Raw genomic sequence first — 26129 nt, forward strand, 5'->3', positions numbered from 1 at the left:
TAGCCTTGGTCCGTGCTCATCGTGCTCCCCCCGAGCGAGGGCAAGTCCGCGCCGTCGCGCGGCAAGCCGCTCGACCTCGACACCCTGTCCTTCCCGTCGCTGACCCCGGCCCGCGAGGCGGTGCTGGCGGCGCTGGTCGACCTGTGCTCCGGCGACCCCGCGGACGCCGCGCGCACGCTCGGGCTCGGTGGGACGCAGGCCGAGCTGGTCGAGCTGAACGCCGGGCTGCGCACCGCGCCGACCGCCCGGGCGGACCGGATCTACTCCGGTGTGCTGTACGACGCGCTCGACGTCGCCACCCTGTCGGCGGCCGCCAAGCGGCGCGCCGGCTCCCGGCTGGCCGTGACGTCGTCGCTCTTCGGCCTGGTCCGCCCGGCCGACCGGATCCCGGCGTACCGCCTCTCGGGCGACACGACCCTCCCGGGTCTGGGCGCGATCGCCGGGACCTGGCGCGATGCCCTCGGCCCGGCGGTCACCGACAGCCTCGGCGCCGGCCTGCTCGTCGACCTGCGGTCCAGCACGTACGCCGCGTTCTGGCGGCCGCCGGCCGACCTGGCGCCTCGGGTGGCGACGGTCCGGGTCCTGCACGAGGCCAACGGCAAGCGGCAGGTGGTCAGCCACTTCAACAAGGCGACCAAGGGCCGCATCGTGCGGGCGGTGCTCGAGCACGGCGGCAGCCCGCGCACGCCGGGCGAACTGGCCGACCTCCTCGGTGAGCTCGGCTGGAAGGTCGAGCCCGGTGAGCCGACCCGCAAGGGCACGCAGCTCGACGTGGTGGTCAGCGAGATCTGATCCGCCCGAGGCCGGGCGGTGAGCCAGCCACCGTTTCCGACACGAGAACGGTGCGCCACTCACCGTCAGCCCACCCGCCCACACCCGGGCGGTGAACCAGCCACCGAATCCGACCCGAAAACGGTGCCCAGCTCACCGCCAGCCCACCCACCCACACCCAGGCGGTGAACCAGCCACCGAATCCGACCCGAAAACGGTGCCCAACTCACCGCCAGCCCACCCGCCCACACCCGGGCGGTCAGCCAGCCACCGTTTCCGACCCGGAAAAGGTGCCCAGCTCACCGCCAGCCGGACCGACCCGGGCGCGCGCACCCGGGCGCTCCTACCAGCGACCGCCCGCGCCGAACACGTCGTTCCCCGGCGGCAGCGCGTTGTACATCCGCAGCGACGCGCGCTCCTCGGACCCGTCCCGGCCGCCGCGGAAGAACGACAGCACCGTCACCGACGCCGGCGAGAGCTCCATCCGGAACACCGACGACAACGGAGCGTCGACCGTGTGCGCGACGAGCGTCTTGATCGGCGTCACGTGGCTGACCACGACCACCGTCTTGCTCCCGTGCTGGTCGAGCAGCCGCTGCAGCCCGTCCAGCACCCGCTTCTCCACCACGCGGAACGACTCGCCTCCCCCGGGCGCGACGTCCAGTGACCCGAGCCAGGCGTCGAGCGCGTCGGGGTGCTGCTCGGCGACCTCGGCGAACGTCTTGCCGTCCCAGGCGCCGAACTCCATCTCCGCGAAGCCGTGCTCGACCTCCACCGTGCGACCGAGCCGCTCGGCCACGATCTCCGCGGTCTCGAGCGTGCGCCGGACCGGCGAGGAGATGACCGCGTCGACCGCCTCGGCCAGCGGGGCCAGCCAGTCGGCGACCGCACGGGCCTGGTCACGGCCCTCGTCGCTGAGCCCGGGGTTGGCGCTCGCCAGTCCACCGGAGAACCGCTTCTCGACGGTGTGGGCGGTGACGCCGTGGCGCACCAGGATCACCGTCGTCGGCTCCCCCGACGGCGCCGACCAGCCGCGCGTCGGCGTCTCCTCGGGGTTCTCGATCTCCTCGATCAACGACTCCGCGGAGGGGTTCTCGCCCACGACGGTGACGCCGCTGCGGATCCCGTCGAGGGCCTCGTTGGCGAGCCGGTCGGCGTGGGAGTTCTGCGCCCGCGGCACCCAGGTGTACGTCGTGCCGAACGGCGCCAGCCGGCTCGCCTCCCTGGCCAGCGGCTTCATGTCCGGGTGCTTGACCTGCCAGCGACCCGACATCTGCTCGACGACGAGCTTGGAGTCCATCCGGACCTCGACCTCGGCCTCGGGGGCGTGCTCCTGCGCCAGCCGCAGCCCGGCGATCAGGCCGGAGTACTCCGCGACGTTGTTGGTCGCGACCCCGATCGTGGTGCCCTCCTCGGCGATCACCTCGCCGGTGTCGGCGTCCTTGAGCACCACGCCGTACGCCGCGGGGCCGGGGTTGCCGCGCGAGCCGCCGTCGGCCTCGATGAGGACGGCGCGACGGGTCACTGCGTCGGTCCCCTCACAGCCCCGACTCGGGGGTGCGGACCAGGATCCGCGAGCACTCCTCGCAGCGGACCACCTCGTCGCTGGGCGCCTTCTTGATGACGGCGAGCTCCGCGGTGTCGATCCCGAGCTGGCAGCCGGTGCAGCGGCGCTGGTGCAGCGCGGCCGCGCCGACGCCGCCCTTCTGGGTGCGCAGCTTCTCATAGAGGGCCATCAGGTCCGCCGGCATCCCCTCGACGGCGGTGGCGCGCTCGGCGGCCACCTGCGTCAGCGCGGCGTCGATCTCGGCCAGCTTCTCGTCCCGGGTCGCAGCGAGCGTGGCGAGCCGGGCATCGGCGGCGTCGACCTGCTCGGCCAGCTCGTCGAGCGAGCGCTGGGCGTCCTCGAGACGGGCCATCACCTCGAGCTCGTCGTCCTCGAGCGAGGAGATGCGCCGCTCCAGCGAGACGAGCTCGTGCTGCATCCGCTCGAGGTCCTTGGGGTTGGTGATCAGCCCCTTGTCCATGCGGTCGCGGTCCCGCACCCGGCGCGCCTTGACCTGCTCGACGTCGGCGTCGACCTTCTTCTGCTCGGCGGTCAGGTCGTCCACCTCGATCCGGGCGTCGCGCGCCTGGTTGTCCAGGGTCGTGCGGCTCGCCTGGAGCGTGGCCATCTCGGCGAGCTCCGGCAGGTTCGCCCGCTGGTGGCGCAGCTGGTCGGCGCGCAGGTCGAGGCCCTGGACGTCGAGCAGCTTCAGTTGGGCGAAGGGGTCGGCTTTCAGCGTGGGCTCCTCGGTCGGGGTCGGTCAGGTGCGGAAGGTCCACGGGTCGGTGCACTCCGTGCTGACCCGGGTCTCCACCGTATCGCCCAGCGCCTCGGCGAGCCGCGTCCGGACCACCGGCAGCCAGGTCCACTCGGCGGCCCAGTGCGGGACGTCGACCAGGGCGGGGCCGTCCTTCTCGAGGAACTCCCCCGCCGGGTGGTGCCGCAGGTCGCTGGTGACGTAGACGTCCGCGTCCGTCCGCAGCACCGTGTCGAGCAGGAAGTCGCCGGCTCCGCCGCACACCGCGACCCGCCGGACGACCCGGTCGGGGTCCCCGGCCACCCGCACCCCGTGGGCGGTGGCGGGCAGCGCCCCGGCCACGGTCTCGGCGAAGCCCCGCAGGGTCGTCTCCGCGACGCTCCCGATCCGTCCTGCGCCGGTCGGGGCGGTGCCGGGGTCGGCGAGCTCCACGACGTCGTACGCCGGCTCCTCGTACGGGTGGACGGTCAGCATCGCAGCCACCACCGCCGTGCGCCGCCCGCGCGGCAGCACCACCTCGACCCGCACCTCGTCGACGACCTCGGCGGTGCCCACGGACCCGATCGAGGGCGCGGCCCCCTCGAGGGGACGGAACCGGCCCTCGCCGGGGGTGGAGAACGACGCCTGGTCGTAGTCGCCGATCCGGCCCGCGCCGGCGTCGGCGAGAGCGGCCCGGACCCGGTCTGCGTCAGCGACCGGGACGTAGACCGTCAGCTTGTCCTGCGGGCCGTCCCCGCCGGCCACCAACGGGGCGAGGTCGGTCAGCCCGAGCGCGGTGGCCATCGCCTCGGAGACGCCGCCGACCGCCCGGTCGGCGTTGGTGTGTGCGGTGAGCAGCGCGCACCCGGCGCCGGCGAGCGTCGCGAGGGTGCGTCCCTTGGGCGTGGTCGCGGCGAACCCGTGCACCGGCTTGAGGAACAGCGGGTGGTGGACCACCAGCAGGTCGGCACCCCACGCAGCCGCCTCCCGCGCCACCTCGAGGGCAGGGTCGACGGCGAACATCACCTTGCCGACGTCCGCGCCCGGGTCGCCGTACACGAGCCCCACCGCGTCCCACCCGTCCGCCGTCGCAGGCGGGTACCACCCGTGGAGCAGGTCGACGACGTCGCTGATCTTCGGCATGCGGCGAGGCTATCGCCGACCCGTCGCAGCTTCACGCCGTACGACGCCGACCCGTCGCAGCTTCACGCCGTACGACGCCGACCCGTCGCAACTTCACGCCGTACGACACCGACCCGTCGCAGTTTCACCGCCCCGGCCTAGGGTCGAGGCATGTCCGTCGTGAAGATCAATGCCATCTCCGTCCCGCCGCAGGCCCACGAGGAGCTCGAGCGCCGCTTCGCCGCCCGGGCGCACACGATCGACGAGGCCGCGGGCTTCCTCGGGTTCCAGCTGCTCCGGCCGGTCAAGGGCGACGAGCGCTACTTCGTCGTCACGCACTGGGAGGACGAGGCGTCGTTCCTCGCCTGGCGCGACGGCGACGCCCGCCAGGCCCACGCCGGCGAGCGCGCGAAGCCGGTCGCCTCCGGCGCGGACCTGCTGGAGTTCGAAGTCGTCCTCGACGTGCAGCCCGGACGGGACGCCGCTAGTTGACCTGCCGGTCGCGGCCCTCCCAGTACGGCGCCCGCAGCTTGAACTTCTGCAGCTTGCCGGTGGCGGTGCGGGCCAGCACCTCGCGGAACTCGATCGACGTCGGCGCCTTGTAGCCGGCCGCCCTCTGCTTGCACCACGCGATCAGCTCGGCCTCGGTGACGGTGGAACCCTCGGCGAGCACGACGAGCGCCTTGATGGTCTCGCCCCACTTCTCGCTCGGGACCCCGATCACGGCCACCTCGGCGACGTCGGGGTGCGAGAACAGCGTGTCCTCCACCTCGATCGACGAGACGTTCTCGCCACCGGTGATGATGACGTCCTTCTTGCGGTCCTGGATGGTCAGGTAGCCGTCGTCGCCGATGACACCTCCGTCGCCGGTGTGGAACCAGCCGCCCTCGAGCGCGCGAGCCGACTCCTCGGGCTGGTCCCAGTAGCCCTCGAGCACGACGTTCGACCGGGCCAGCACCTCGCCCTCGTGCTCGCCGGGCCCACCGATGTCGAGGCGTACGCCGATCGCCGGGACGCCGGCGCGGGTGAGCCGGCCGGCGCGCTCCTCGGCGGAGAGGTGGTCCCACTCCGCCCGCGTCCGGTTGACCGTGAGCAGCGGCGAGGTCTCGGTCAAGCCGTAGATCTGGATGAACTCCCAGCCGAGCTCCTCCTCGACCCTCGCCACGGTCTTCGTCGGCGGGGGCGCTCCGGCCATGATGATGCGGACCCGGTCGCGCCCGGGGATCTCGCCCTCCCAGGTCTGGGCGGCCTCGAGCACGGCGGCGGCCACGGCCGGGGCCGCGCACATCACCGTCACCCCGTGCTGCTCGACGCGCCGCAGGATCTCGGCGCCGTCGATCTTGCGGATGACGACCTGCCTGGCGCCCAGGCCGGTCATCGTGAACGGCATCCCCCACCCGTTCGCGTGGAACATCGGCAGCGTGTGCAGGTAGACGTCCCGATCGGTGACACCGGCGTGCAGCCCGAAGGTCACGGCGTTGACCCAGATGTTGCGGTGGGTGATCTGCACGCCCTTGGGGCGTGCGGTGGTCCCCGACGTGTAGTTGATGCAGGCCGTCGCGTTCTCGTCCGGCTCCCACGGCCGCGGCTCGCTGCCCTCGGGGGCGAAGAGGTCGTCGTCCTGGCCCAGCACGAAGCGGTGCTCGGCCGTGACGTCGGCCAGCTCCTCGTCCAGCTCGGGGTCGACCAGCAGCACCCGGGCGCCGGAGTGCTGGACGATGTAGCGCACCTCGTCGGGACGCAGCCGGAAGTTCACGGGCACCAGCACCCGGCCGAAGCCGGTGACCCCGAAGAACGAGGTCAGCAGCCGTGCACTGTTGTGGCTCACGATCGCGACCCGGTCGCCGAACCCGATGCCCAGCTCGTCGAGCTTCGCCGCCTGCCGGCGGGCCAGCGCCCCGATCTCGGCGTAGGTCAGCTCGCCGCCGCCGAGGGGCGCGGCCGGCTGGGCGGGCTCGTCGACGACCCCGACCCGCTCGCCGTAGACCTGCACGGCACGGTCGATGAAGTCGGAAACACTGAACGGGACGATCATGCTGCCTCCTGCGTCCGGACGTGATCGCCGCCACTCTAGCCACGGCAACGTCGGTCCGAGGTTGGCCGCCGGAGCCCCACCTGACCTGCCTCATCTCGATGAGAGTCCTCTCATCGAGCTCTCACGCCGGACCCACGATGGGGCAGGATCGTGGCTGGCATGAGCACGCTGGCGAAGATCCTGGTCACGCTCGGCCTCGTCCTCCCGCTGGGAGCCTTCGTGGCCGGGTCGCTCGCCGCGTCCGGCGCCGAGGACCCCGGCCCACGGGAGACCATCGTCATCCGCGACTCCCCCACCCGCTCCGCCTCACCGCACGACGACCGGAGCCCGTCCTCGCGCCCCTCGCGCGAGACCCACCACGACGGCCCGGAGGTCGTGACCCCCAGCCTCGACGACCTCGGCGACGACCACGGGGGCGACCGCGCCGGCGACGGTGGGGGCCACGGCAGCGACGACAGCGGCCGGGACGACCACACCAGCGGACACGGTCGCGACGACGGCGAGGGGCGCGGCGACGACAGCGTCTCCAGCGGCGGCTCCGACGACTCCGGCGGTGGTGGCCACGGCTGAGCCGCCCCCACCTCGTCCCGACGCCCGACCGGCACGGTCGGGCGTCTCGGTGCGCACCCGGATCACCGCCGCCGTCGCCCTGCTCGTGCTGATCACGCTGACCGCCGCGGGGGCGATCGTCTACGTGATCGAGTCCCGGCGCATCGACGAGCGAATGTACGCCCAGGTCGACCACGAGATCGCCGAGCTCACCGCCCTCCAGGAGACCGGGGTCGACCCCGCGACCCAGCAGCCGTACGCCGGCGTGAAGCCGCTGCTGCGTGGCTTCCTCGAGAGCAAGGTCCCCGACGAGAACGAGATCCTGGTCGCCTGGCTGGGTGGCGAGCCCCGCTACGTCAGCGCCTCCGGCACCGGCGAGGCCTACCTGGAGAGCCGGGCCTTCCGCGACACCGTCGCTCCCCTGGTAGGCCGCAACGACACGGTGCACGTGCAGGTCCCGTCGTACGGCGACGCGCTGGTCACCGTCCAGACGGTGGCCGACCCCGGGTCGACCGGGGCGCTGGTCGTGGTGACCTACCTCGAGAAGGCCCAGGCCGACCTGATGGCGACGATGCGCACCTACGCGATCGTCGCCCTGCTCTCGCTGCTCCTCGTCACCGCGTTCGCGGGCTGGCTCTCGGGTCGGCTGCTCGCCCCGCTGCGCACGCTGCGCGAGACGACCGAGGAGATCGGCGAGACCGACCTGTCCCGGCGCCTGCCGGTACGGGGCAACGACGACATCACCGCGCTCACCCGCACCGTCAACGGCATGCTGGAGCGGCTCGAGGCCGCGTTCGTCGGTCAGCGCGAGTTCCTCGACGACGCCGGGCACGAGCTCAAGACTCCGCTGACCGTGCTGCGCGGCCACCTCGAGCTGCTCGACACCGCCAACGCCGCCGACGTGGCGGAGACCCGGGAGCTGCTGCTCGAGGAGGTCGACCGGATGTCGCGGCTGGTCGGAGACCTGATCCTGCTCGCCAAGAGCGACCGCCCGGACTTCGTGACCACCCGCCCGGCGGACCTGTCCCGGCTCACCGAGGACCTCCTCGCCAAGGCGCGCGGGCTCGGCGACCGGCGCTGGCAGCTCGACGGCGTCGCCGACGTCAAGGTCGTCGTCGACGAGCAACGGATCACCCAGGCGGTGCTCCAGCTCGCCGACAACGCCGTGAAGCACACCGCACCGGGCGACGTGGTCGCCATCGGCTCGTCGTACGACGGCGGCACCGCCCGGATCTGGGTGCGCGACAGCGGACCCGGGGTGCCCGCGGCGGACCGGGAGCGGATCTTCGAGCGGTTCGGCCGCAGCGCGGTGCCCGACGGTGACGAGGGCTTCGGCCTCGGGCTGTCGATCGTCTCGGCCATCGTCGCCGCGCACGGCGGCACGGTCCGGGTCGAGGACGAGGCCCCCCACGGCGCACGGTTCGTGGTCACGCTGCCCGTGGCCGGCCCGGACAGCGAGGAGGCCCCGTGGCACGCATCCTGATCGTCGAGGACGAGGCGCGGATCGCGTCGTTCGTCGCCAAGGGCCTGCGCGCCGACGGACACCTCGCGACGGTCGTCGCCGACGGCCGTGAGGGCCTCGACGAGGCCCTCAGCGGCAACCACGACCTCGTGGTCCTCGACATCGGGCTCCCGGGCATGGACGGGTTCGAGGTGCTGGAGCACCTGCGCGCCCAGGGCTCGACGGTGCCGGTGGTCGTGCTGACCGCCCGCGACTCGGTGACCGACACGGTCTCGGCGCTCGAGGGCGGCGCCGACGACTACATGCCCAAGCCCTTCCGGTTCGCCGAGCTGCTGGCCCGGGTCCGGCTGCGGCTGCGCACGCCGGGGACGGCCGACGGCGTACCCCGCGACGACGCCCTCGACGCCGGCGGCGTGCGGCTGGACCTGCGCACCCGCCGCGCAACGGTCGACGGGCGGCAGGTCGACCTCTCGGCCCGCGAGTTCGCGCTCGCGGAGATCTTCATGCTCAACGCCGGCCAGGTCCTCTCCCGCGAACAGCTGCTCGACCAGGTGTGGGGCTTCGACTTCGACCCCGGCTCGAACGTCGTGGACGTGTACGTCGGCTACCTGCGTCGCAAGTTCGGGGCCGCGGCGATCGAGACGGTCCGCGGCATGGGCTACCGCTTCACCACCTGATCCCCGCCGCCGGGCGCCCCGACGAGGGCACCGCGGTCGTCGCGGTGCCCTCGTCGGGTGGGGTCGTCGGCGGCTCAGTCGTCGGAGCCGTGGCCACCCCCGCCGTGGTCGTCCCCGCCCTCGTGGTGGCCACCGTGGTCGTCACCCGCCTCGTGGTGCCGGCCGCCGTGGTGGGCCCCGTCCTCGGCGTGGTCACGACCGCGGTCGTCCCGCCGACCGTCGTCGCCACCGTGGTGGCGCCCACCGTGGTGGCGCCCACCGTGGTGGCGCCCGTGGTCGTCGCCGGCCTCGTGGTGCCGGCCGCCGTGATGGGCCCCGTCCTCGGCGTGGTCACGGCCCCGGTCGTCGGCGGTCCGCGTGACCGTGGACGAGTCGTCGCCCCCGTGGGCGAACGCCGTCGGAACCGCGGTGCCGACCACCCCCGCGGTGAGGAGCCCGGCGATGCCCGTCGACGCGATGGTCAGCAGCTTGTTCATGGTGTGTCCTCTCGTCCGGGCCGAGGCCCTCGTGTGCTGTCGAGAAGGACGGTGCCGGGTGGCGGTGAGCCGGCCGTGAGCCCGCGATGAGAGCCCTCTCACCACCTCAGGACAGGTGCTTGAGCGCCTCGCGCCGGGACAGGCCCGAGAGCCGGCCGTCGAGCCGGTCCACCTCGGCGCGCACCCAGTCCGGGTCGGTCCGGGCGAGGTCGCGCAGCGCCCAGCCGATGGCCTTGCGCAGCCAGAACGACGTGTCGTCGACGTTCGCCTCGACCGCGTGCCGCAGCAGGTCGAGGTCGGTCGCGTCGCGGCGCCCCAGCTGGCAGATGACGGCCGTGCGCCGCAGCCACAGGTCGTCCGCGTTCGCCCAGGCCCGCACCACCGGGCCCATCTCGTCCGGGTGCCCGGCGAGCACGGCGCCGGCGAGGTGCACAGCCACGTCGTCGACGAGGTCCCACCAGGCGCCGGTCCTCACGAGGTGCTCCACGAGCGGCACCAGCGCGGGGTCGCGCCACGCGCGGGCCCGGCGGTGCTCGGCCAGCGCCAGCGCGGCGTACCTCTCCTCACGGTGCGTGGCCCCGTCCCACAGCGTCCGCACCGTCGCCTCCCACTCGGCACGCGACGCGGGTGCGTACGTCGCCAGCAGCGGCCTGAGCAGTGCCTTGAGCTGGGGCGAGCTGATCCCGTGGAACGGCATCTCGGACTTCATGTACCGCTGCTGCGCCACCGCCCGCTCGGGGTCCCCGGCGCCGGCCAGCGCCTGCCGGACCGCGGCGACGAGGGTGAGGTCGGCTGCGTCCACCCGCGCAGAGTAGTGGCGGTACGACGACGAGCGGCCGCGGTGGCCGCTCTCCTCACTCGCCGAACGCTTCGAGCAGCCTGGCCCGCTCGGCCTCGGTCAGGTTGGAGTCCACGAGCTTGGTGTGCACGCCTCGGAAGCGCTCCGCGACCCGGTCGAGGTTCCCTTCCTCGGTGACCACGAACAGCGCCGAGGTCCCCTCGACCACCTCGCCGCGGATCAGCTCGAGCTGCTCCTCGGTGATGCCGAGCCCCTGGGTCGCCTTGCTGAAGGCTCCCAACGCGGCTCCGGCAGCGACACCGAGCACGGGCACCGTGAAGAGCGCTCCGACCAGCAGTCCCCAGAGCGCACCCCAGCCTGCTCCGCGCTTGGTCTCCTCGCGGCCGTGCTGCATCGTGGGGTGCTTGGCGCCGAGCGGCCACGAGATGACGGCATGGTCGACGATCCTGACCAGGTGGTCGGCCTGAGCGCCCTCGAGCAACGACTCCGCGTGCTGCGCACCCTCGGGACTCTCGAACTTCCACACGGTGAATGCGGTCATGACGCCCTCCTCGGCCGATGAGATCCCCGGAAGGTACGCCGTCGGGCCGTGCCGGCGGATCGTCCGCCGTGCATGAGACGCAGCACCGGTGGCCGCGCAGGAGTGGGCGCAGAGGGGATCGAACCCCCGACCAGCCGGGTGTAAGCCGACCGCTCTACCGCTGAGCTATACGCCCTCGAAGCCCGCACAGAGTAGCGAGCGAGAGCCCTGCCCGCGAACACGGGACCAGGTGCCGAAATGAGTCGAACCGCTGGCGTCTCGGGTCACCAGCGGTTCGACGAGGACAAGACTACGGGTGCCACCCAAGCCCTGTCAGCGAAATCCGGAGAAGTCGTTGAAGGTCGCCGTACCTTGTCCAGACCGGCGCGACGGGCTACGCGGCCGCCAGCAGCTGCTTGAGGTGCTCGTCGAGGTCGCGTCCCTCGGGCATGGCGTTGTGCACCGCCCAGCGGACCACGCCCTCCTTGTCGATGACGTAGGACGACCTCCGGGCGCAACCCTTCTTCTCGTCGAAGACCCCATAGGCCCGGCAGACCTCGCCGTGCGGCCAGAAGTCCGAGAGGAGCGGGAAGTTGAGCCCGTCCTGGTCGGCGAAGGCACGCAACGAGTAGACGGGGTCGCACGAGATGCCGAGGATCTCGGTGTCGAAGGTCATGAACTCGGCGAGCCGGTCCCGGATCTGGGCCATCTCGCCCTGGCAGACCCCGGAGAAGGCGTAGGGGTAGAACACGAGGGCGACCGCCTTGCGGCCGCGGAACGAGGACAGCGACACGTCCTGCCCGAACTGGTCGCGCAGGGTGAAGTCGGGCGCCGGACCGCCCGGGGAGAGCTCACTCATGATGCCGCCATCCTTGCACCCGCCCCCGACAGACCCACGCCGGAGGCCGCCGATCGGGCGGTACGGCGCTCAGTCGTGCTGCACCAGGTCCTTCTTGAGCACCTTGCCGGTCGCGTTGCGGGGCAGCTCGTCCAGGAAGACGATGTCGCGCGGCACCTTGTAGCGGGCGAGGTTCTTCTTCACCCACGCCTTGAGGTCGTCCTCGGTCGCCGAGCTGCCGTCCTTGAGCGAGACGAACGCGCGCAGCCGCTTGCCGTAGTCGTCGTCGTCGACCCCGATCGCGGCCACCTCGGCCACCGCCTCGTGCCGGGCCAGGCAGTCCTCGACCTCCTTGGGGAAGACGTTCTCCCCGCCGGAGACGATCATCTCGTCGTCGCGGCCCTCGACGTAGAGCCGGCCGTCGTCGCCGATCCGGCCGACGTCGCCGCTGGACATCAGCCCGTCGACGACCTCCTTGTGCCCGCCGCCGGTGTAGCCCTCGAAGAGCAGCCCGTTGCCGACGAAGATCCGGCCGGCCTCGCCGTGCGGCAGCTCCTTGCCGTCGGGGTCGAGGATCTTGACCGTCGTCGCCCACGGCGGCCGGCCGGCGGACGACGGGGCCTCCCGCAGGTCGACCGGGGTGGCGATCGAGGCGTAGGCGACCTCGGTCGAGCCGTAGATGTTGTAGAGGTTGTCGCCGAAGTGGTCCATCCAGTCCAGGGCGAGGTCGCCGGGCAGCGCTGAGCCGGACGCCGCGACGACCTTGACCGTGGAGAGGTCGTGCTTCGCCAGCGTCTCCTCCGGCAGCGCCATGATGCGCTGCAGCATCACGGGGATCACGGCGAGCGAGTCGCACCGCTCCGCCTCGGTGACCCGCAGGCACTCCTCGGGGTCGAAGCGGCGCCGCAGCACCACCGTGGATCCGAGCAGCATGGCCATCGCGAGGTGGGCGAACCCCCAGGTGTGGAACAGCGGGGCGGCGATGTGGGTGCGCCAGCCGTGGCGCAGCGGCATTCGCGAGAGCAGGGAGACGGCCGCGTCGATGCCGGCCTCGTTGCGCGGCGCGCCCTTGGGGGTGCCGGTGGTGCCGGAGGTGAGGATCACGATGCGGGAGTGCCGCTCGGGCGGTTCGAGGTCGTCGCCGGGGTGCGCGTCGATCAGGTCCTCGAGCGTCTCGGCGTCGACCTCGCCGTCGGTCCAGGCCACGATCCGGTGCTGCATGTCCGCACCGGCGAGGAGCTCGGTGAACTCCTGGTCGTGGATCACCGCGGTGGGCTTCTCCCGCTCCAGGACGTCGACCAGCTGGGGCCCGGCGAACGCGGTGTTGAGGTAGAGGATGTCGGCGCCGAGCTTCGCAGCGGCGACGCTGGCGTCGACGAAGCCGCGGTGGTTGCGGCACATGACCGCGACCCCGTCGCCCTCCGAGACGCCGCGCTCGGCCAGGGCCCGGGCCAGGCTGTTGGAGCGCCGGTGCAGCTCCCCGAACGTCAACGAGCCCAGCTCGTCGACGAGGCCCTCCTGGTGGGGAGCCCGGATCGCGAGCGCGGTGAAGCCGCCCGCCGGGCCGGTCCCCCACTGGCGCAGGGCGCGCGCCATCCCGGCCAGCACGACCGGCGAGTAGGGCCGGATGATCCCGGCTTCGGTGAGGACCTTGAGGCTGGTGCCGGCGGCGGCCGCCCTGCCGAGGACTTGTCGGATCACGCTGCTCCTAACTGCGCGAGCCCCCCGGCGTTACGAGCCGCGAGGTCAGGCGGGCGTCTTCGGGGCCACCAGGCGGGTGGCCTGCCAGTCCTTGCTGACGGCCGCCGTCGTGGTCTGGGACAGGCCCGCGATCGGCGCGGCCTCGGCGATGTCGGCGGCGTCCACGGAGTTGGGGCGGCCCACCTTGGGGGTGAGCAGCCAGATGGCGCCCCCACCCACCAGGTCGGTCAGCGCGTCGACGAGGCCGTCGACCAGGTCGCCGTCCTCGGCGCGCCACCAGAGGAGCACCGCGTCCACGACGTTGCCGTAGTCGCCGTCGACCATGTCGGCGTCGATGTGGTCCTCGATCGCGACGCGGAGCCCGTCGTCGGTGTCGTTGTCCCAGCCCAGCTCCTGGATGACCATGCCGGGCTTGAAGCCCAGCCGGTCCGCAGGACCGGCAGCAGGTCCATCAGTCTGGGTGGACCCGCCACCCGCGGTCGAACTCACTGAATCCTCCAGTCGCGTCGGATCAGCCACCCGGCTCCCGGGTGGCGTTGTCGCAAGGTGTGGAGTAGTCCAGCGGAAGTGGTGCCCCGGCGCAACCCGTGTCCGCAGGATGTTGGGGACCAAAACACCGCGGGAGCCGTCCCGACCCCCGTCTCAGGCGTGCACGCCGCCCGCCTGACGGACCTACCGCCGGGTAAATTTCGTGTGCTCGGCACGCGTGCAACGATGAGACGGTGACCGAAGACTCCACCACTGGTTCAGGCACTGGTCCTGGCACGGGCTCCGACACCCAGCGGAGCGGCTCCATCCCCTCGGTGATCCACGAGGGTCTGCCCACCCAGCTGCCCGACATCGACCCCGACGAGACGCAGGACTGGATCGACTCCTTCGACTCCCTCGTCGACGAGCGCGGCCGCGAGCGTGCCCGCTACGTCATGCTGCGGCTGCTCGAGCGCGCCCGGGAGACCCAGGTGGGCGTGCCTGCGCTGCGCAGCACCGACTACATCAACACGATCCCGCCCGAGCGCGAGCCGTGGTTCCCCGGCGACGAGGAGATCGAGCGGCGGATCCGCGCCTTCATCCGCTGGAACGCCGCCGTCATGGTGTCCAGCGCCAACCGCAAGGGCCTCGAGGTCGGCGGCCACATCGCCACCTACCAGTCCTCGGCCAGCCTCTACGAGGTCGGCTTCAACCACTTCTTCAAGGGCAAGGACGCCCCGGGCGGCGGCGACCAGATCTACATCCAGGGCCACGCCTCCCCCGGCGTCTACTCCCGCGCGTTCCTCGAGGGCCGCCTCGACGAGGAGCAGCTCTACCGGTTCCGCCAGGAGGTCCAGCACGGACCCGGCGCCGGCCTCCCGTCGTACCCCCACCCCCGGCTGATGTCGGACTTCTGGGAGTTCCCGACGGTCTCGATGGGCCTGACCGGCATCAACTCGATCTACCAGGCGCGGTTCAACCGCTACCTGCACAACCGCGGCGTCAAGGACACCAGCGAGCAGCACGTGTGGGCCTTCCTCGGCGACGGCGAGATGGCCGAGCCCGAGTCGCTGGGCGCCATCCGGATCGCGGCCCGCGAGGAGCTCGACAACCTCACCTGGGTCATCAACTGCAACCTGCAGCAGCTCGACGGCCCGGTCACCGGCAACGGCAAGATCATCCAGGAGCTGGAGGCCAACTTCCGCGGCGCCGGCTGGAACGTCATCAAGGTCGTCTGGGGCCGCGAGTGGGACCAGCTGCTCGCCCGCGACGTCGACGGCGTGCTCGTCAACCGGATGAACAACACCCCGGACGGCGCGTTCCAGACCTACTCGGTCGAGAGCGGCGAGTACATCCGCGACAGCTTCTTCGGCGGTGACCCGCGGCTGCGCAAGATGGTCGAGCACATGAGCGACGAGCAGATCCGCAAGCTCCCCCGCGGCGGCCACGACTACCGCAAGGTGTACGCCGCGTTCGACGCGGCGAGCAAGCACGTCGGCCAGCCGACGGTGATCCTGGCCAAGACCATCAAGGGCTGGACGATCGACGCCCTCGAGGGCAAGAACGCCACCCACCAGATGAAGAAGCTGACCCAGGACGATCTCAAGAGGTTCCGGGACCGTCTCTACCTGCCGATCTCCGACCGCGACCTCGAGCGCTCCTACGAGGAGACCGGCGCGGCGCCGTTCTTCCACCCCGGTGAGAACGCCCCCGAGATCGAGTACATGATGGAGCGGCGCAAGGCCCTCGGCGGGTCCGTCCCGCGGCGGGTGGTGCGGGCCAAGAGCCTGCAGCTGCCCGGCGACGGCGTCTACTCCGAGCTCAAGCAGGGGTCGGGGAAGAACTCCATCGCGACCACGATGGCGGTCGTCCGGCTGCTCAAGGACTGGATGAAGGACCCGGAGATCGGCAAGCGCATCGTGCCGATCGCCCCGGACGAGTACCGCACGTTCGGCATGGACTCGATGTTCCCGAGCGCCAAGGTCTACAACCCCGCCGGGCAGAAGTACGAGTCGGTCGACCGGAAGTTGTTGCTCTCCTACAAGGAGTCGCAGCAGGGCCAGATGCTGCACGAGGGCATCTCCGAGGCCGGCGCGATGGCCTCCGCGACCGCTGCGGGCTCGGCGTACTCCACGCACGGCGAGCACATGATCCCGTTCTACATCTTCTACTCGATGTTCGGGTTCCAGCGCACCGGCGACTCGATCTGGGCGATGGCCGACCAGCTGGCCCGCGGGTTCCTGATCGGCGCGACGGCCGGTCGCACCACGCTGACCGGCGAGGGCCTGCAGCACGCCGACGGACACTCGCCGCTGCTCGCGGCGACCAACCCGGCGGTCGTGCACTACGACCCGGCGTTCGCCTACGAGGTCAGCCACATCATGCAGTCGGGCCTCGAGCGGATGTACGGCTCCACCGAGGCGCGCCCGCACGGCGAGGACGTCATCTTCTACATCACCGTCTACAACGAGCCCGTGCAGCAGCCGGCCGAGCCCGAGGGCGTCGACGTGGAGGGCATCCTCAAGGGCATCCACCGCGTCTCCACCGCCGACGGCGAGGGCCCGCGCGTCCAGCTGCTGGCCTCCGGTGTCGGCTTCCCGTGGGTGAAGGAGGCGGCGCGGATCCTGGCCGAGGAGTGGGGCGTGCAGGCCGACACCTGGTCGGTCACCTCGTGGAACGAGCTGGCCCGCGACGGTGCCGCGGCCGAGGAGTGGAACCTCCTCCACCCGGGCGAGTCCCCGCGCACGGCCTACGTCGCCGACAAGCTGGCCGGGGTCCAGGGACCGGTCGTGGCGGTCTCGGACTACATGCGGGCCGTCCCGCTGCAGATCGCGCGCTGGGTGCCGGGCGACTACCGCGTCCTCGGCGCCGACGGGTTCGGCTTCGCCGACACCCGCCCGGCGGCCCGTCGCTACTTCCACATCGACGCCCAGTCGGTGGTCGTGCAGACCCTGCAGGCGCTCGCCGACGCCGGCGAGGTCGAGCGGGAGACGGTCGAGAAGGCCTTCGCGCAGTACCGCATCGACGACCCGACCGCGGTCGCCGGCGTGAAGCAGGAGGGCGGCGACGCCTGACGCGAGTCACCCGCGCACGCCGAGTCGGCGTTGCTTCGACCCCCTCGAGGGCGTCGAGCAACGCCGACTCGGCGATTTCAGGCGCTGGGGAGCGCCGTGACCGTGGCGGTCGGACGCGCGCTGGCGTGGCCGTTCCTGAGCAGGTTGCGGAACCGCACCCGGCTGTACGCCGCCGGCTGGGTCGAGCGGATGAACTCGTGGACGATCTTGGCGAAGCGGTGCGGGTGGTCCTTGTGCGGGAAGTGGCCGGCGTTCGGGATCACCTCGACCCGGGCCGCGGGCGCGAGCGCGGCCGCGTTGCTGGCGTGCCGCACCGGGATGACCCGGTCGTCGCGGCCCCACACGACGGCCATCGGCATCGCCTCGGTGAGGTAGGCGCGGTCGGCCATGGTCACGATCTGGCCGCGCCAGTCCACCACGGCACGGACGACGTGCCGGATGGCGTGCCGCGCGTGCGGGTCCTTGAAGGAGTCGAAGATCTCGGCGACCTCGTCGAGGTCCCGGGTGTGCTTCCACGGCGCGCGGGACAGGGTGCGCAGCCCCGCCTTGCCGGCGTGCCGCACCCCCGGCAGCGTCAGCAGGCCCATCACCTGGTGGAACCCGGGGGTGGTGATGGCGCGGATCGCCGGGCTCACCTCGGGACCGAGACCGCCGGAGGCCACCAGCATCAGCCGCTCGGTGCGCTCGGGGAACTGGTAGGCGAACTGCATCGCCACACCACCGCCGAAGCTGTGGCCGATCACGGTGGCCTTGTCGATCCCGAGGACCGTCAGCAGGTCGCGCATGCCGTTGGCGTAACCGCCCACGCTGTAGTCCGCACGCGGCTTGTCCGAGAGGCCGTGCCCCAGCAGGTCCGGCGCGATCACGGTGTAGCGCCTGGCCAGCGAGTCGATCACCGGCTCCCACGTCGTGTGGTCGCAGCCGAGGCCGTGCAGGAGCAGCACGACGGGCCCCTGGCCGGCCTTGACGAACGCGCGCCGGTGGCCGTGGAGCGTGACGTACTGGACTTCGTGCGGCGTGCTGGACACCGACCCTCCTGAAATGCCGGAACGACCCGGCTCGATGAAGGATTCAACCAGAACTGGTTGCAGTTCGGGACCCTGAAACCCTTATTTCACCGGGGTGTCACGTGGATCGGCTGTTCGACTAGCCTCGAACCGTGCCCTCCACGTCGCCCGTCGTACCCAGCAGGCGCGCGGCCGATGCGCTCCAGCGCTCCACGGGCGCGATGAGCACCTCCGCCATGGCCCGGATGGAGGCCGACATGCGGTGGTTCCGGGAGCTCAGCGCCGAGGACCGCTCCTGGGTGGGACTGATCGTGCAGGCCGGCATCCGGGGCTTCGTGGACTGGTACCGCCTCGAGAGCGGGCAGCCCGACGACGGCGGGGGCTCCGCCGTGGCCGCCTCGGTGTTCGGCGCTGCGCCCCGGGCGCTCGCCGGCGTGATCAACCTGAGGCAGACCGTGGACCTGGTCCGGCTCTCGATCGAGGTGGTGGAGAGCAACATCGACTCGATCGTGGACCCCGAGGACGCCCCCGACGTGCACGCCGCGGTGCTCCGCTACGCCCGCGAGGTCGCCTTCGCCACGGCCGAGGTCTATGCCCGGGCCGCCGAGCTCCGCGGTGCGTGGGACGCCCGGCTCGAGGCGCTCGTCGTCGACGCCGTGCTGCGCTCGGAGGCGGACGAGACGCTGCTCTCCCGGGCCAGCGCCCTGGGGTGGACCGCCCGCGGCGACGTGACCGTCGTGCTCGGCTCGGTGCCCGCGCAGCGCACGGAGACCGACCTCTTCGACGAGGTACGCCGCAGCGCGCGGTCGGCGGACATGGACGCCCTCTGCGCGGTCCAGGGCGAGCGCCTGGTCGTCCTCCTCGGCGGCGTCACCGACCCGCGCGCCGCCGCCGAGTCGGTCGTGCACCTGTTCGGCGAGGGGCCGGTCGTGGTCGGCCCGGTGGCCGACGACCTCGGTGACGCCCACATCTCGGCGCGGGCGGCCGTCTCGGCCCACCGTTCCGCCGCCGGCTGGCCCGAGGCGCCCCGGCCGGTGCGCAGCAGCGAGCTGCTGCCCGAGCGCGCGCTGGCCGGCGACGGCCACGCCCGCCGGTACCTCGTCGAGGAGGTCTACCTGCCGCTGGTGCGGGCCAGGGGCACGCTGATCGAGACCCTGGGCGCCTACTTCCACCACGGCGCCTCCATCGAGGCGGCGTCACGAGCGCTCTTCGTGCACGCCAACACGGTCCGCTACCGGCTGCGCCAGGTCGCCGACCTCACCGGCTACTCGCCTGCCCAGCCCCGCGACGCGTTCACCCTCGAGATCGCGCTGGTCCTCGGTCGCCAGTCGGGTCGCGGCGAGGAGCCCGCCACCCCCTCCGCCTGATTTGTAGGAAACCTACAAAGAACCCCCCTGCAGATTCGTGCGCGCCCGAGGCGATGCAGCGGCCCCGGCACGGCAGAGTTGATGTCGTGCTCGTCATCGTCGCTCCCGGTCAGGGCGCCCAGTCGCCAGGCTTCCTCACGCCCTGGCTCGAGGACGCCACCTTCGCCTCGCGGTTCCAGCCGCTCTCCGCCGCCGCCGAGCTGGACCTCGTCCACTTCGGCACCGAGGCCGACGCGGAGACCATCCGGGACACCCGGGTGGCCCAGCCGCTGCTGGTCGCCACCGGCCTGGCCGCCTTCGACGTGCTCGCCCCGGCCGACGGCGTCGGGGCCGTGTCCGGCCACAGCGTCGGCGAGCTCGCCGCCGCGGCGATCGCCGGGGCCGTCACCGCGGACGAGGCCATGGTGCTGGTCCGCGAGCGCGGCAACGCGATGGCCGAGGCCGCCGCTGCCACCCCCACCGGCATGACCGCCGTCCTCGGCGGCGACCGTGACGACGTCCTCGCCACGCTCCAGCGGCACGGCCTGACCCCCGCGAACGACAACGGGCCGGGACAGATCGTCGCCGCCGGCACCCGCGAGCAGCTCGAGGCCCTCGCCGGCGACCCGCCGGCCAAGGCCCGGCTCACCCCGCTCAGCGTCGCCGGCGCCTTCCACACCGAGCACATGGCACCGGCCGTCGGTCACCTCGAGAAGCTCGCCTCCGGCATGGCGACGCAGTCCCCGGCCATCCCGGTGATCTCGAACCGTGACGGCGAGGTCGTGCGGGACGGCGCCGAGGTCCTCGAGCGGATCGTCGGCCAGATCGCCAACCCGGTGCGCTGGGACCTGTGCATGGAGACCATGCGTGGCCTCGGCGTGACCGGGGTCCTCGAGCTGCCGCCGGCCGGCGTGCTCACCGGCATCGCCAAGCGCAACCTCAAGGGCGTCGAGACCTTCGCCCTCAAGACCCCCGACCAGCTCGACGAGGCTCGGGCCTTCTGCGAGAAGCACGCGAACGGAGCCTCCTGATGGGTGCCTTCCAGTCCTCCCAGGGCGCCCCGCACGCCGCCATCCTCGGCGTCGGCGCCTACCGCCCCTCACGCATCGTCCCCAACGCCGACATCGTCGAGGCGATCGACTCCAGCGACGAGTGGATCCAGCAGCGCTCCGGCATCAAGCAGCGCCGCTGGGCCACGCCCGAGGAGACCGTGCAGATGATGTCGGTGGCGGCCTCGCGGCAGGCCCTGGAGCGCGCCGGCATCGACGCGCAGCAGATCGACTGCGTCGTGGTCGCCACCGTGAGCCACATGCTGCAGACGCCCGCCGTGGCGACCGCGATCGCGCACGAGCTCGGCACCGACCAGGCGGCGGCCTTCGACATCTCGGCCGCGTGCGCGGGCTTCTGCCACGCCGTGGCGATGGCCTCGGACTTCGTCCGGGCCGGCAGCGCCCGCCACGTCCTGGTGATCGGCGTCGAGCGCCTCTCGGACCTGACCGACGTCGGTGACCGCGGCACGGCGTTCATCTTCGCCGACGGCGCCGGTGCCGTGGTCGTCGGTCCCAGCGAGACGCCCGGCATCGGCCCGGTCGTGTGGGGCTCCGACGGCGAGCAGTTCGACCTGATCCGGCAGCGCGAGGACTGGCGCGACGTCGTCGCCTCGACCGACCCGGTGATGCCCCACCTCGTCATGCAGGGCAACCCCGTCTTCCGCTGGGCCTCGTTCGCCATGGCCAAGATAGGCCAGCAGGCGCTCGACCGGGCCGGTGTCAGCATCGAGGACCTCGACGTCTTCGTGCCCCACCAGGCCAACATGCGCATCATCGACGCGATGGCGCGGTCCATGAAGCTCCCCGAGCGGGTCAGGATCGCCCGCGACATCGCCGAGCAGGGCAACACCTCGGCCGCCTCCATCCCCCTTGCCCTCGAGCGCATGATCGCGGAGGGTGACGCGAAGAGCGGCGACACCGCCCTGCTGATCGCGTTCGGCGCCGGCCTGGCCTACGCCGCCCAGGTCGTCACCGTCCCCTGAGCGGCCCCACAGACGCACCACCCACTGCACATCACCAACGAGAGGAACCACCCCAGATGGCCACCACCGAAGAGATCCGCGCCGACCTCGCCGACATCGTCAACGAGGTCGCCGGCGTCGACGCCGACGACGTCCAGCTCGACAAGTCGTTCGTCGACGACCTCGACGTCGACTCGTTGTCCATGGTCGAGGTCGTCGTGGCCGCGGAGGAGAAGTTCGGCGTCTCGATCCCCGACGACGAGGTCAAGAACCTCAAGACCGTCGGTGACGCCGTCGCGTTCATCGAGCGCGCCCAGGGCTGACCCGCCCTCCAGCGCCCGTTCCCGGGGGCGCCGGCCCCGACCAGGTGGCCGGCGCCCGCCAGCAGCAGTCGAGATGTGAGGAAGAGATGAGCCGCACAAGAGTCGTGGTGACCGGACTCGGCACCACCAGCCCGGTCGGAGGCGACGTCGCGAGCACGTGGGACTCGCTCGTGAACGGACGCTCCGGCGTACGCGCCCTGACCGACGAGTGGGCCGCGGACATGCCGGTCAAGATCGCCGGCCGGGTGGCCGTCGAGCCCACCGAGGTCCTCGAGCGGGTCAAGGCCCGCCGGCTCGACCGCTCCTCGCAGTTCGCGATGGTCGCGGCGATGGAGGCCTGGCGCGACGCCGGCCTCGACGCCGCTCAGGAGGCCGGCGAGCTCGACCACGACCGGATCGGCGTCGCCATGGCCTCCGGCATCGGAGGCGTGAACACCCTCCTCGACAACTACGACGCGCTCAAGGAGAAGGGCCCGCGTCGGGTCTCCCCGCTGGCCGTCCCGATGCTGATGCCGAACGCCCCCGCCGCGCAGATCAGCCTGCACGTCGGCGCCCGCGCCGCCGTGAACACCCCCGTGTCGGCCTGCGCCTCCGGCAACGAGGGCATCGCCCTGGCCGTCGACCAGATCCGGCTCGGCCGCGCCGACGTCGTCGTCGCCGGCGGCACCGAGGCCGCGATCCACCCGCTGCCGATGGCGGCGTTCGCGAACATGATGGCGCTCTCGAAGAACCCCGGTGACCCGACCACGGTCTCGCGGCCGTGGGACACCGGCCGCGACGGCTTCGTCCTCGGCGAGGGTGCCGGTGTGCTGGTCCTCGAGTCCGAGGAGCACGCGAAGGCCCGTGGCGCCCGGATCTACGCCGAGGTGCTCGGCGCCGGCATCACCGCCGACGCCCACGACATCGCCCAGCCCGACCCCGCGGGCCGCGGTGGAGCGCGTGCGATCGTCCGTGCTCTCCAGGAGTCGGAGATCTCCCCCGCCGACATCGTGCACATCAACGCGCACGCCACGTCGACCCCGCAGGGCGACATCGCCGAGGGCCTGATGATCCACGCGACGCTCGGCAAGCACGCCGACGACGTGGTGGTCACCAGCACCAAGTCCATGACCGGACACCTGCTCGGTGGCGCCGGCGCCCTCGAGGCGATCGCCGTCGTGATGGCCCTGCACCACCGGGTCGCCCCGCCGACGATCAACCTCGACAACCTCGACCCGCAGGTCGAGCTCGACATCGCCACCAAGCCGCGCGACCTGCCGCAGGGCCAGATCGCGGCGCTGAACAACTCGTTCGGCTTCGGCGGCGCCAACGTCGCGGTGGCGTTCGGCAGCGTCTGATCCCCTCCCCGCGGGAGCGGGGGCGTAACGAGTCGGTGTGGCGGGCGTTGTACCTCATGACGCCCGTCACACCGTTTCTGTCTGCCCTCGGGAGGGACCCATGCTGCGCCCGGCGATCCTCGCCCTGCTGTCCACCCTCCTGAGCAGTCTGGTGGTGGTGACGGGTCCGGTGCCGGCCGAGGCCAGGTCCTACGGACGGACGGGCGCGCCCGACGGGATCCTGCGCGACGGGTGCCACAACTACCGCTACCACTACCGGGTGCGGCCACCCACCGGCGACTGGGTGCTCGAGACCTTCCTGATCGACCCGCGCGGCGAGCGGCTCGCCTCCGGAGCCTTCATCTCCGACTCCGACCCGCGCCGCGGGCACGGCAAGTTCCGCTTCTGCCGCTACAGCACCAGGGCGGGACGGTTCACCATCCGCGCCAAGCTGACCTGGTACGACGGCTACGACGAGCACCGGACCCGGCTCGAGCGGTCGCACTTCCGCCTCCGCCGGCCCTGAGCCTCGCCTCGCAGCCCGACGGGCACCCCGCCGGGCTCCCCCCGCCGGGGTCGGTCCGGGACGCTCAGACGACCTGGTGCAGCCACCGCACGGGCGCACCGTCGCCGGCGTACCGGAACGTCTCGAGCTCGTCGTCCCACGGCTTGCCGAGCAGCTTGTCGATCTCGACCAGCAGCGTGGTGTCGCCCAGCGCGGCCTTCACGACCGCCGCCTTGAGCCGGTCCTCGGGGATCATGATGTCGCCGTGCAGGCCGGTGACGGCGTGGAAGACGCCCAGCTCGGGCGTGTAGGAGAAGCGCGCACCCTCCGAGGACGACGTGGGCTCCTCGGTGATCTCGAAGCGGAGGTGGTTCCAGCCGCGCAGCGCCGACGCCACGGCGGCAGCCGAGCCCCCCGGGCCCGCCCACGACAGCTCGGCGCGGTAGGTCCCCGCCTGCGCGGGCTGCGGCGTCCAGTCCAGGCTCACGGGCGCGCCTAGTACGCCCCCGACGGCCCACTCGATGTGCGGGCACAGCGCGGACGGCGCCGAGTGGACATACAGGATGCCCCGGGTGGCGGAGCCGTTCGGGCGGGTGGCAGTGCGTGCGGTCACTGTGACCTCCTCCATCTCCGGCGTGAGATACGCCTTCCCCAGCGGTCTGACACGTTGGACATGAAGGATGTCGAGTGACACCTGTGTAAGTTGTGACCCCATTGTGGCGTATGTGGCGCCTGAGCACCAGCGAAACCGGAAGACTCGGTGGAACGTGTCGGCCGGGCGCCGCGCTCCCCACCGACCCGCTGGCCGGCCTCGCTCAGACCAGGCGGACCGCCGCCGGATCGACCACGTTGGCGACGTCGCGCACCGCCCCGAGCAGCATCCCGTCCCCGACCACCAGCGGGCCGTCGATCACGTCGAGGACCAGGCAGGTGATGTTGTCGCGGCCACCGGCGACGAGCGCCGACTGGGTGAGCACGGCCGCGGCCGAGTGGGGGTCGTGCAGCCGCAGCACCTCGGCGATCCGGGCGTCGTCCACGAGGTCGGTGAGGCCGTCGCTGCACAGCAGCAGCCGGTCGCCGTCACGGACGTCGAGCTCGACGAGGTCCACCGTCACAGCGTCCCCGGCCGGGTTGGAGTCCAGGCACCGCAGGACCACGTTGCGCCAGGGGTGCACGGCCGCCCGCTCCGGATCCAGCTGGCCACCGTCCATGAGCTGCTGCACATAGGTGTGGTCACGCGACACCTGCGTCAGCACGCCGTCACGGAGCTGGTAGGCGCGGGAGTCACCCACGTGACCGAGGACGACACGCTGCCCGTCGCACAGGACCACCGACAGCGTGGTGGCCATGCCATCGCGGGCCGCGTCCTCCAGCACGCCGTGGACGAGGCTGGCGCGGGCCGAGGCGACGGCGTCCCGGACGAGCCCCTCGAGGTCCTGGCCGAAGCGGCTCAGGGCCATCGCGGAGACGACGTACGCCGTCGTCGCCGAGGCGACCTCGCCGGCGGCCGCTCCCCCGACCCCGTCGGCGACCAGCGCGACGTACGGCGCGACGAACGCGGAGTCCTCGTTGTGCTCGCGCACCCGACCTACGTCGCTGACACCGGCTCCCGAGAATCTCAGCATCGTCGTCCCTCTCGTGCGGACAGACCTGCAGTAGACCCCCGTGGCACACGCGGGGTCAACCCCCGCGGTGCGGCGGTCGATGGCAGCCTGCCCACCCGGTCGGTGTCTCAATCCTCCGGCCTGACCGGAGGTCCGGATCAGTCCTGGCGGCGCTCGAGCTTCTCGGCGCGCTCCGCTGCGTCGGTGATCTCGTCGGCGTCGATCGCGTGCGTCCGGTGGAACCATGCCAACGCGTCCGTCTCGCGACCGGCCGCCTCGAGCGTGTCCGCGTAGGCGTAGCGCAGGCGCACCACCCACGAGGCGCGGTTCTTGGAGTTCAGCGGCGCCAGCTCGAGCGTGCGCAGCGCGGCGTCGAGCTGACCCATGTCCCGGCGGGCGCCCGCCTCGACGATGGTCATCTCGGCCTTCGCCTCCGGGGCGAAGTTCACCACCGACGGGCTCTTGGCGAGCTTGAGCGCCTGGTCCGGCTGGCCCAGCGCCCGGTGGCAGTCGGCCATGATCGGCAGGTAGGCCGTGGCACCGTTCATCCGCTTGGCGGCGCGCAGCTCGGCCAGCGCCTCGGCGTAGTGTCCTGCGGCGTACGCCGCCTCGCCCGTCGCCTCCCGCACGACGGCCAACCGTGGCGCGCGCGCCCGGGCGGCCAGCGTGTGCTGGTAGGCGGTCTCCGGGTCCTCGTCCACGAGCATGCCGGCCGCCGCGAGGTGGCGCGCCACGCGCGAGGCCAGCTTCTCCGGCAGACCCTTGAGCTGCGCGGTCACCGACCGGTCCAGCTCGCGCCCGGTGATCTCCTCCGGGAGGTCCGGGCCGTCGTACCGCGCCTGCTCGGCCGTGCGGTCACCCTGCTTGTCCGCGGGGCGCTTCCAGTCGTTCTTGCGGCCGGGACGCTCCCCGCGCGAGCCGCGGTCCGAACGCTCTCCGCGCGTGCCGCGGTCCGGCCGGTCCCCACGCGACGCGCGCTCGGGCCGGTCCCCGCGGGAGCGGTCCGTCGACCCCTTGCCCCCACGGCCCTGGGGGCCCTCACGACGAGGGCCGGCGCTGCGACCTCCATCGCCAGCGGGACGCTTGCTGCGACGGTCATCGGCCACGGTCACACACTTCCTTCGACGGTTCGGGGGTAAATAGCGTAGAGGCCACCTTGCGGTGGCCTCTACGGAGTGTATGTCCGGCGGCGTCCTACTCTCCCACAACCTCGCGGTTGCAGTACCATCGGCGCTGAAAGGCT

General features: G+C 72.2%; 26 protein-coding genes and 1 tRNA gene. 12 read left to right on the plus strand and 15 right to left on the minus strand.

Going from position 1 to position 26129, the window contains the following annotated elements:
* Nucleotides 1-12 precede the first annotated feature (12 nt).
* A complete protein-coding gene (gene yaaA / locus ACFO9I_RS18710; RefSeq protein ID WP_379183599.1) occupies nucleotides 13-792 on the plus strand; it encodes a peroxide stress protein YaaA in 780 nt (259 codons plus the stop codon).
* Between the two features lie 322 nt (nucleotides 793-1114).
* On the opposite strand, the gene ACFO9I_RS18715 is transcribed toward yaaA, so the two are convergent.
* From ACFO9I_RS18715 to ACFO9I_RS18725, 3 genes are all read right to left on the minus strand, one after another.
* On the minus strand, nucleotides 1115-2296 hold the full coding sequence (locus ACFO9I_RS18715; protein ID WP_379183601.1) for a bifunctional RNase H/acid phosphatase: 1182 nt from the start codon (nucleotides 2294-2296) through the stop codon (nucleotides 1115-1117).
* A gap of 13 nt (nucleotides 2297-2309) precedes the next feature.
* The gene (locus ACFO9I_RS18720; protein WP_379183603.1) at nucleotides 2310-2945 is read right to left on the minus strand and encodes a zinc ribbon domain-containing protein; all 636 of its coding nucleotides are present in this window, start codon (nucleotides 2943-2945) and stop codon (nucleotides 2310-2312) included.
* A gap of 132 nt (nucleotides 2946-3077) precedes the next feature.
* Nucleotides 3078-4196, minus strand: a complete 1119-nt coding sequence (locus ACFO9I_RS18725; RefSeq protein WP_379183605.1) for a Nif3-like dinuclear metal center hexameric protein — start codon at nucleotides 4194-4196, stop codon at nucleotides 3078-3080.
* Between the two features lie 150 nt (nucleotides 4197-4346).
* On the opposite strand from ACFO9I_RS18725, the gene ACFO9I_RS18730 reads away from it, so the two are divergent.
* Nucleotides 4347-4667, plus strand: a complete 321-nt coding sequence (locus tag ACFO9I_RS18730; RefSeq protein ID WP_379183607.1) for an antibiotic biosynthesis monooxygenase family protein — start codon at nucleotides 4347-4349, stop codon at nucleotides 4665-4667.
* On the opposite strand, the gene ACFO9I_RS18735 is transcribed toward ACFO9I_RS18730, so the two are convergent.
* Nucleotides 4660-6210, minus strand: a complete 1551-nt coding sequence (locus ACFO9I_RS18735) for an AMP-binding protein (protein WP_379183609.1) — start codon at nucleotides 6208-6210, stop codon at nucleotides 4660-4662. The genes ACFO9I_RS18730 and ACFO9I_RS18735 overlap by 8 nt on opposite strands.
* A 159-nt stretch (nucleotides 6211-6369) precedes the next feature.
* On the opposite strand from ACFO9I_RS18735, the gene ACFO9I_RS18740 reads away from it, so the two are divergent.
* From ACFO9I_RS18740 to ACFO9I_RS18750, 3 genes are read left to right on the plus strand one after another with little or no spacing between them, the layout of a single operon-like run.
* On the plus strand, nucleotides 6370-6780 hold the full coding sequence (locus ACFO9I_RS18740) for a hypothetical protein (RefSeq protein WP_379183611.1): 411 nt from the start codon (nucleotides 6370-6372) through the stop codon (nucleotides 6778-6780).
* Between the two features lie 49 nt (nucleotides 6781-6829).
* Nucleotides 6830-8242 carry a sensor histidine kinase gene (locus ACFO9I_RS18745; protein WP_379183613.1) on the plus strand — a complete coding sequence of 471 codons (1413 nt, stop codon included), beginning with the start codon at nucleotides 6830-6832 and terminating at the stop codon, nucleotides 8240-8242.
* On the plus strand, nucleotides 8227-8898 hold the full coding sequence (locus ACFO9I_RS18750) for a response regulator transcription factor (RefSeq protein WP_379183615.1): 672 nt from the start codon (nucleotides 8227-8229) through the stop codon (nucleotides 8896-8898). The genes ACFO9I_RS18745 and ACFO9I_RS18750 overlap by 16 nt, the downstream gene beginning before the upstream one ends.
* A gap of 74 nt (nucleotides 8899-8972) precedes the next feature.
* Here ACFO9I_RS18750 and ACFO9I_RS18755 read toward each other — a convergent pair whose 3' ends face one another.
* The 7 genes from ACFO9I_RS18755 to ACFO9I_RS18785 all read right to left on the minus strand — a co-directional run bounded on the left by ACFO9I_RS18755 (nucleotide 8973) and on the right by ACFO9I_RS18785 (nucleotide 13721).
* Complete coding sequence (locus ACFO9I_RS18755) at nucleotides 8973-9374, minus strand: hypothetical protein (protein ID WP_379183617.1); 402 nt, start codon at nucleotides 9372-9374, stop codon at nucleotides 8973-8975.
* Between the two features lie 106 nt (nucleotides 9375-9480).
* Entirely contained in the window at nucleotides 9481-10176 is a 696-nt protein-coding gene (locus tag ACFO9I_RS18760; protein WP_379183619.1) for a DNA alkylation repair protein, read from the minus strand.
* Nucleotides 10177-10228: 52 nt separating this feature from the next.
* The gene (locus ACFO9I_RS18765; protein WP_379183621.1) at nucleotides 10229-10714 is read right to left on the minus strand and encodes a DUF1269 domain-containing protein; all 486 of its coding nucleotides are present in this window, start codon (nucleotides 10712-10714) and stop codon (nucleotides 10229-10231) included.
* Nucleotides 10715-10817: 103 nt separating this feature from the next.
* Nucleotides 10818-10889 (minus strand) — tRNA-Val (locus ACFO9I_RS18770).
* A 198-nt stretch (nucleotides 10890-11087) separates the two neighbouring features.
* Nucleotides 11088-11552: a peroxiredoxin gene (locus ACFO9I_RS18775; RefSeq protein WP_379183623.1), complete on the minus strand. Its 465-nt coding sequence runs from the start codon at nucleotides 11550-11552 to the stop codon at nucleotides 11088-11090.
* Nucleotides 11553-11621: 69 nt separating this feature from the next.
* The gene (locus ACFO9I_RS18780) at nucleotides 11622-13232 is read right to left on the minus strand and encodes an AMP-binding protein (RefSeq protein ID WP_379183625.1); all 1611 of its coding nucleotides are present in this window, start codon (nucleotides 13230-13232) and stop codon (nucleotides 11622-11624) included.
* Between the two features lie 45 nt (nucleotides 13233-13277).
* Nucleotides 13278-13721 (minus strand): DUF3052 domain-containing protein, encoded by a 444-nt coding sequence (locus ACFO9I_RS18785; protein WP_379183627.1) that lies wholly within the window; start codon nucleotides 13719-13721, stop codon nucleotides 13278-13280.
* Nucleotides 13722-14026: 305 nt separating this feature from the next.
* On the opposite strand from ACFO9I_RS18785, the gene aceE reads away from it, so the two are divergent.
* Complete coding sequence (aceE, locus tag ACFO9I_RS18790) at nucleotides 14027-16774, plus strand: pyruvate dehydrogenase (acetyl-transferring), homodimeric type (protein ID WP_379183669.1); 2748 nt, start codon at nucleotides 14027-14029, stop codon at nucleotides 16772-16774.
* A 77-nt stretch (nucleotides 16775-16851) separates the two neighbouring features.
* Here the strand turns inward: aceE and ACFO9I_RS18795 are convergent, their stop codons facing one another.
* Nucleotides 16852-17802, minus strand: coding sequence for an alpha/beta hydrolase family protein (locus ACFO9I_RS18795; protein WP_379183629.1), 951 nt, complete (start codon nucleotides 17800-17802; stop codon nucleotides 16852-16854).
* A gap of 131 nt (nucleotides 17803-17933) precedes the next feature.
* Between ACFO9I_RS18795 and ACFO9I_RS18800 the strand changes: the two genes are divergently transcribed.
* The 6 genes from ACFO9I_RS18800 to ACFO9I_RS18825 all read left to right on the plus strand — a co-directional run bounded on the left by ACFO9I_RS18800 (nucleotide 17934) and on the right by ACFO9I_RS18825 (nucleotide 23303).
* Complete coding sequence (locus tag ACFO9I_RS18800) at nucleotides 17934-19148, plus strand: PucR family transcriptional regulator (protein WP_379183631.1); 1215 nt, start codon at nucleotides 17934-17936, stop codon at nucleotides 19146-19148.
* 86 nt (nucleotides 19149-19234) lie between these two features.
* Nucleotides 19235-20158 carry an ACP S-malonyltransferase gene (locus tag ACFO9I_RS18805; protein WP_379183633.1) on the plus strand — a complete coding sequence of 308 codons (924 nt, stop codon included), beginning with the start codon at nucleotides 19235-19237 and terminating at the stop codon, nucleotides 20156-20158.
* Nucleotides 20158-21159: a beta-ketoacyl-ACP synthase III gene (locus tag ACFO9I_RS18810; RefSeq protein ID WP_379183635.1), complete on the plus strand. Its 1002-nt coding sequence runs from the start codon at nucleotides 20158-20160 to the stop codon at nucleotides 21157-21159. Before ACFO9I_RS18805 ends, ACFO9I_RS18810 begins: the two co-directional genes overlap by 1 nt.
* A gap of 56 nt (nucleotides 21160-21215) precedes the next feature.
* Nucleotides 21216-21461, plus strand: coding sequence for an acyl carrier protein (locus ACFO9I_RS18815; RefSeq protein WP_379183637.1), 246 nt, complete (start codon nucleotides 21216-21218; stop codon nucleotides 21459-21461).
* Between the two features lie 86 nt (nucleotides 21462-21547).
* Complete coding sequence (fabF, locus tag ACFO9I_RS18820; RefSeq protein ID WP_379183639.1) at nucleotides 21548-22798, plus strand: beta-ketoacyl-ACP synthase II; 1251 nt, start codon at nucleotides 21548-21550, stop codon at nucleotides 22796-22798.
* Between the two features lie 100 nt (nucleotides 22799-22898).
* The gene (locus ACFO9I_RS18825) at nucleotides 22899-23303 is read left to right on the plus strand and encodes a hypothetical protein (protein WP_379183641.1); all 405 of its coding nucleotides are present in this window, start codon (nucleotides 22899-22901) and stop codon (nucleotides 23301-23303) included.
* A gap of 64 nt (nucleotides 23304-23367) precedes the next feature.
* Here the strand turns inward: ACFO9I_RS18825 and ACFO9I_RS18830 are convergent, their stop codons facing one another.
* From ACFO9I_RS18830 to ACFO9I_RS18840, 3 genes are all read right to left on the minus strand, one after another.
* On the minus strand, nucleotides 23368-23895 hold the full coding sequence (locus ACFO9I_RS18830) for a DUF3145 domain-containing protein (protein WP_379183643.1): 528 nt from the start codon (nucleotides 23893-23895) through the stop codon (nucleotides 23368-23370).
* A gap of 202 nt (nucleotides 23896-24097) precedes the next feature.
* Entirely contained in the window at nucleotides 24098-24907 is an 810-nt protein-coding gene (locus ACFO9I_RS18835; protein ID WP_379183645.1) for a PP2C family protein-serine/threonine phosphatase, read from the minus strand.
* A gap of 137 nt (nucleotides 24908-25044) precedes the next feature.
* Nucleotides 25045-25992, minus strand: coding sequence for a tetratricopeptide repeat protein (locus ACFO9I_RS18840; protein WP_379183647.1), 948 nt, complete (start codon nucleotides 25990-25992; stop codon nucleotides 25045-25047).
* Nucleotides 25993-26129 lie beyond the last annotated feature (137 nt).

Source organism: Nocardioides sp. GCM10023255, from assembly GCF_042653125.1.
In the GTDB taxonomy this organism is placed as follows: domain Bacteria; phylum Actinomycetota; class Actinomycetes; order Propionibacteriales; family Nocardioidaceae; genus Nocardioides.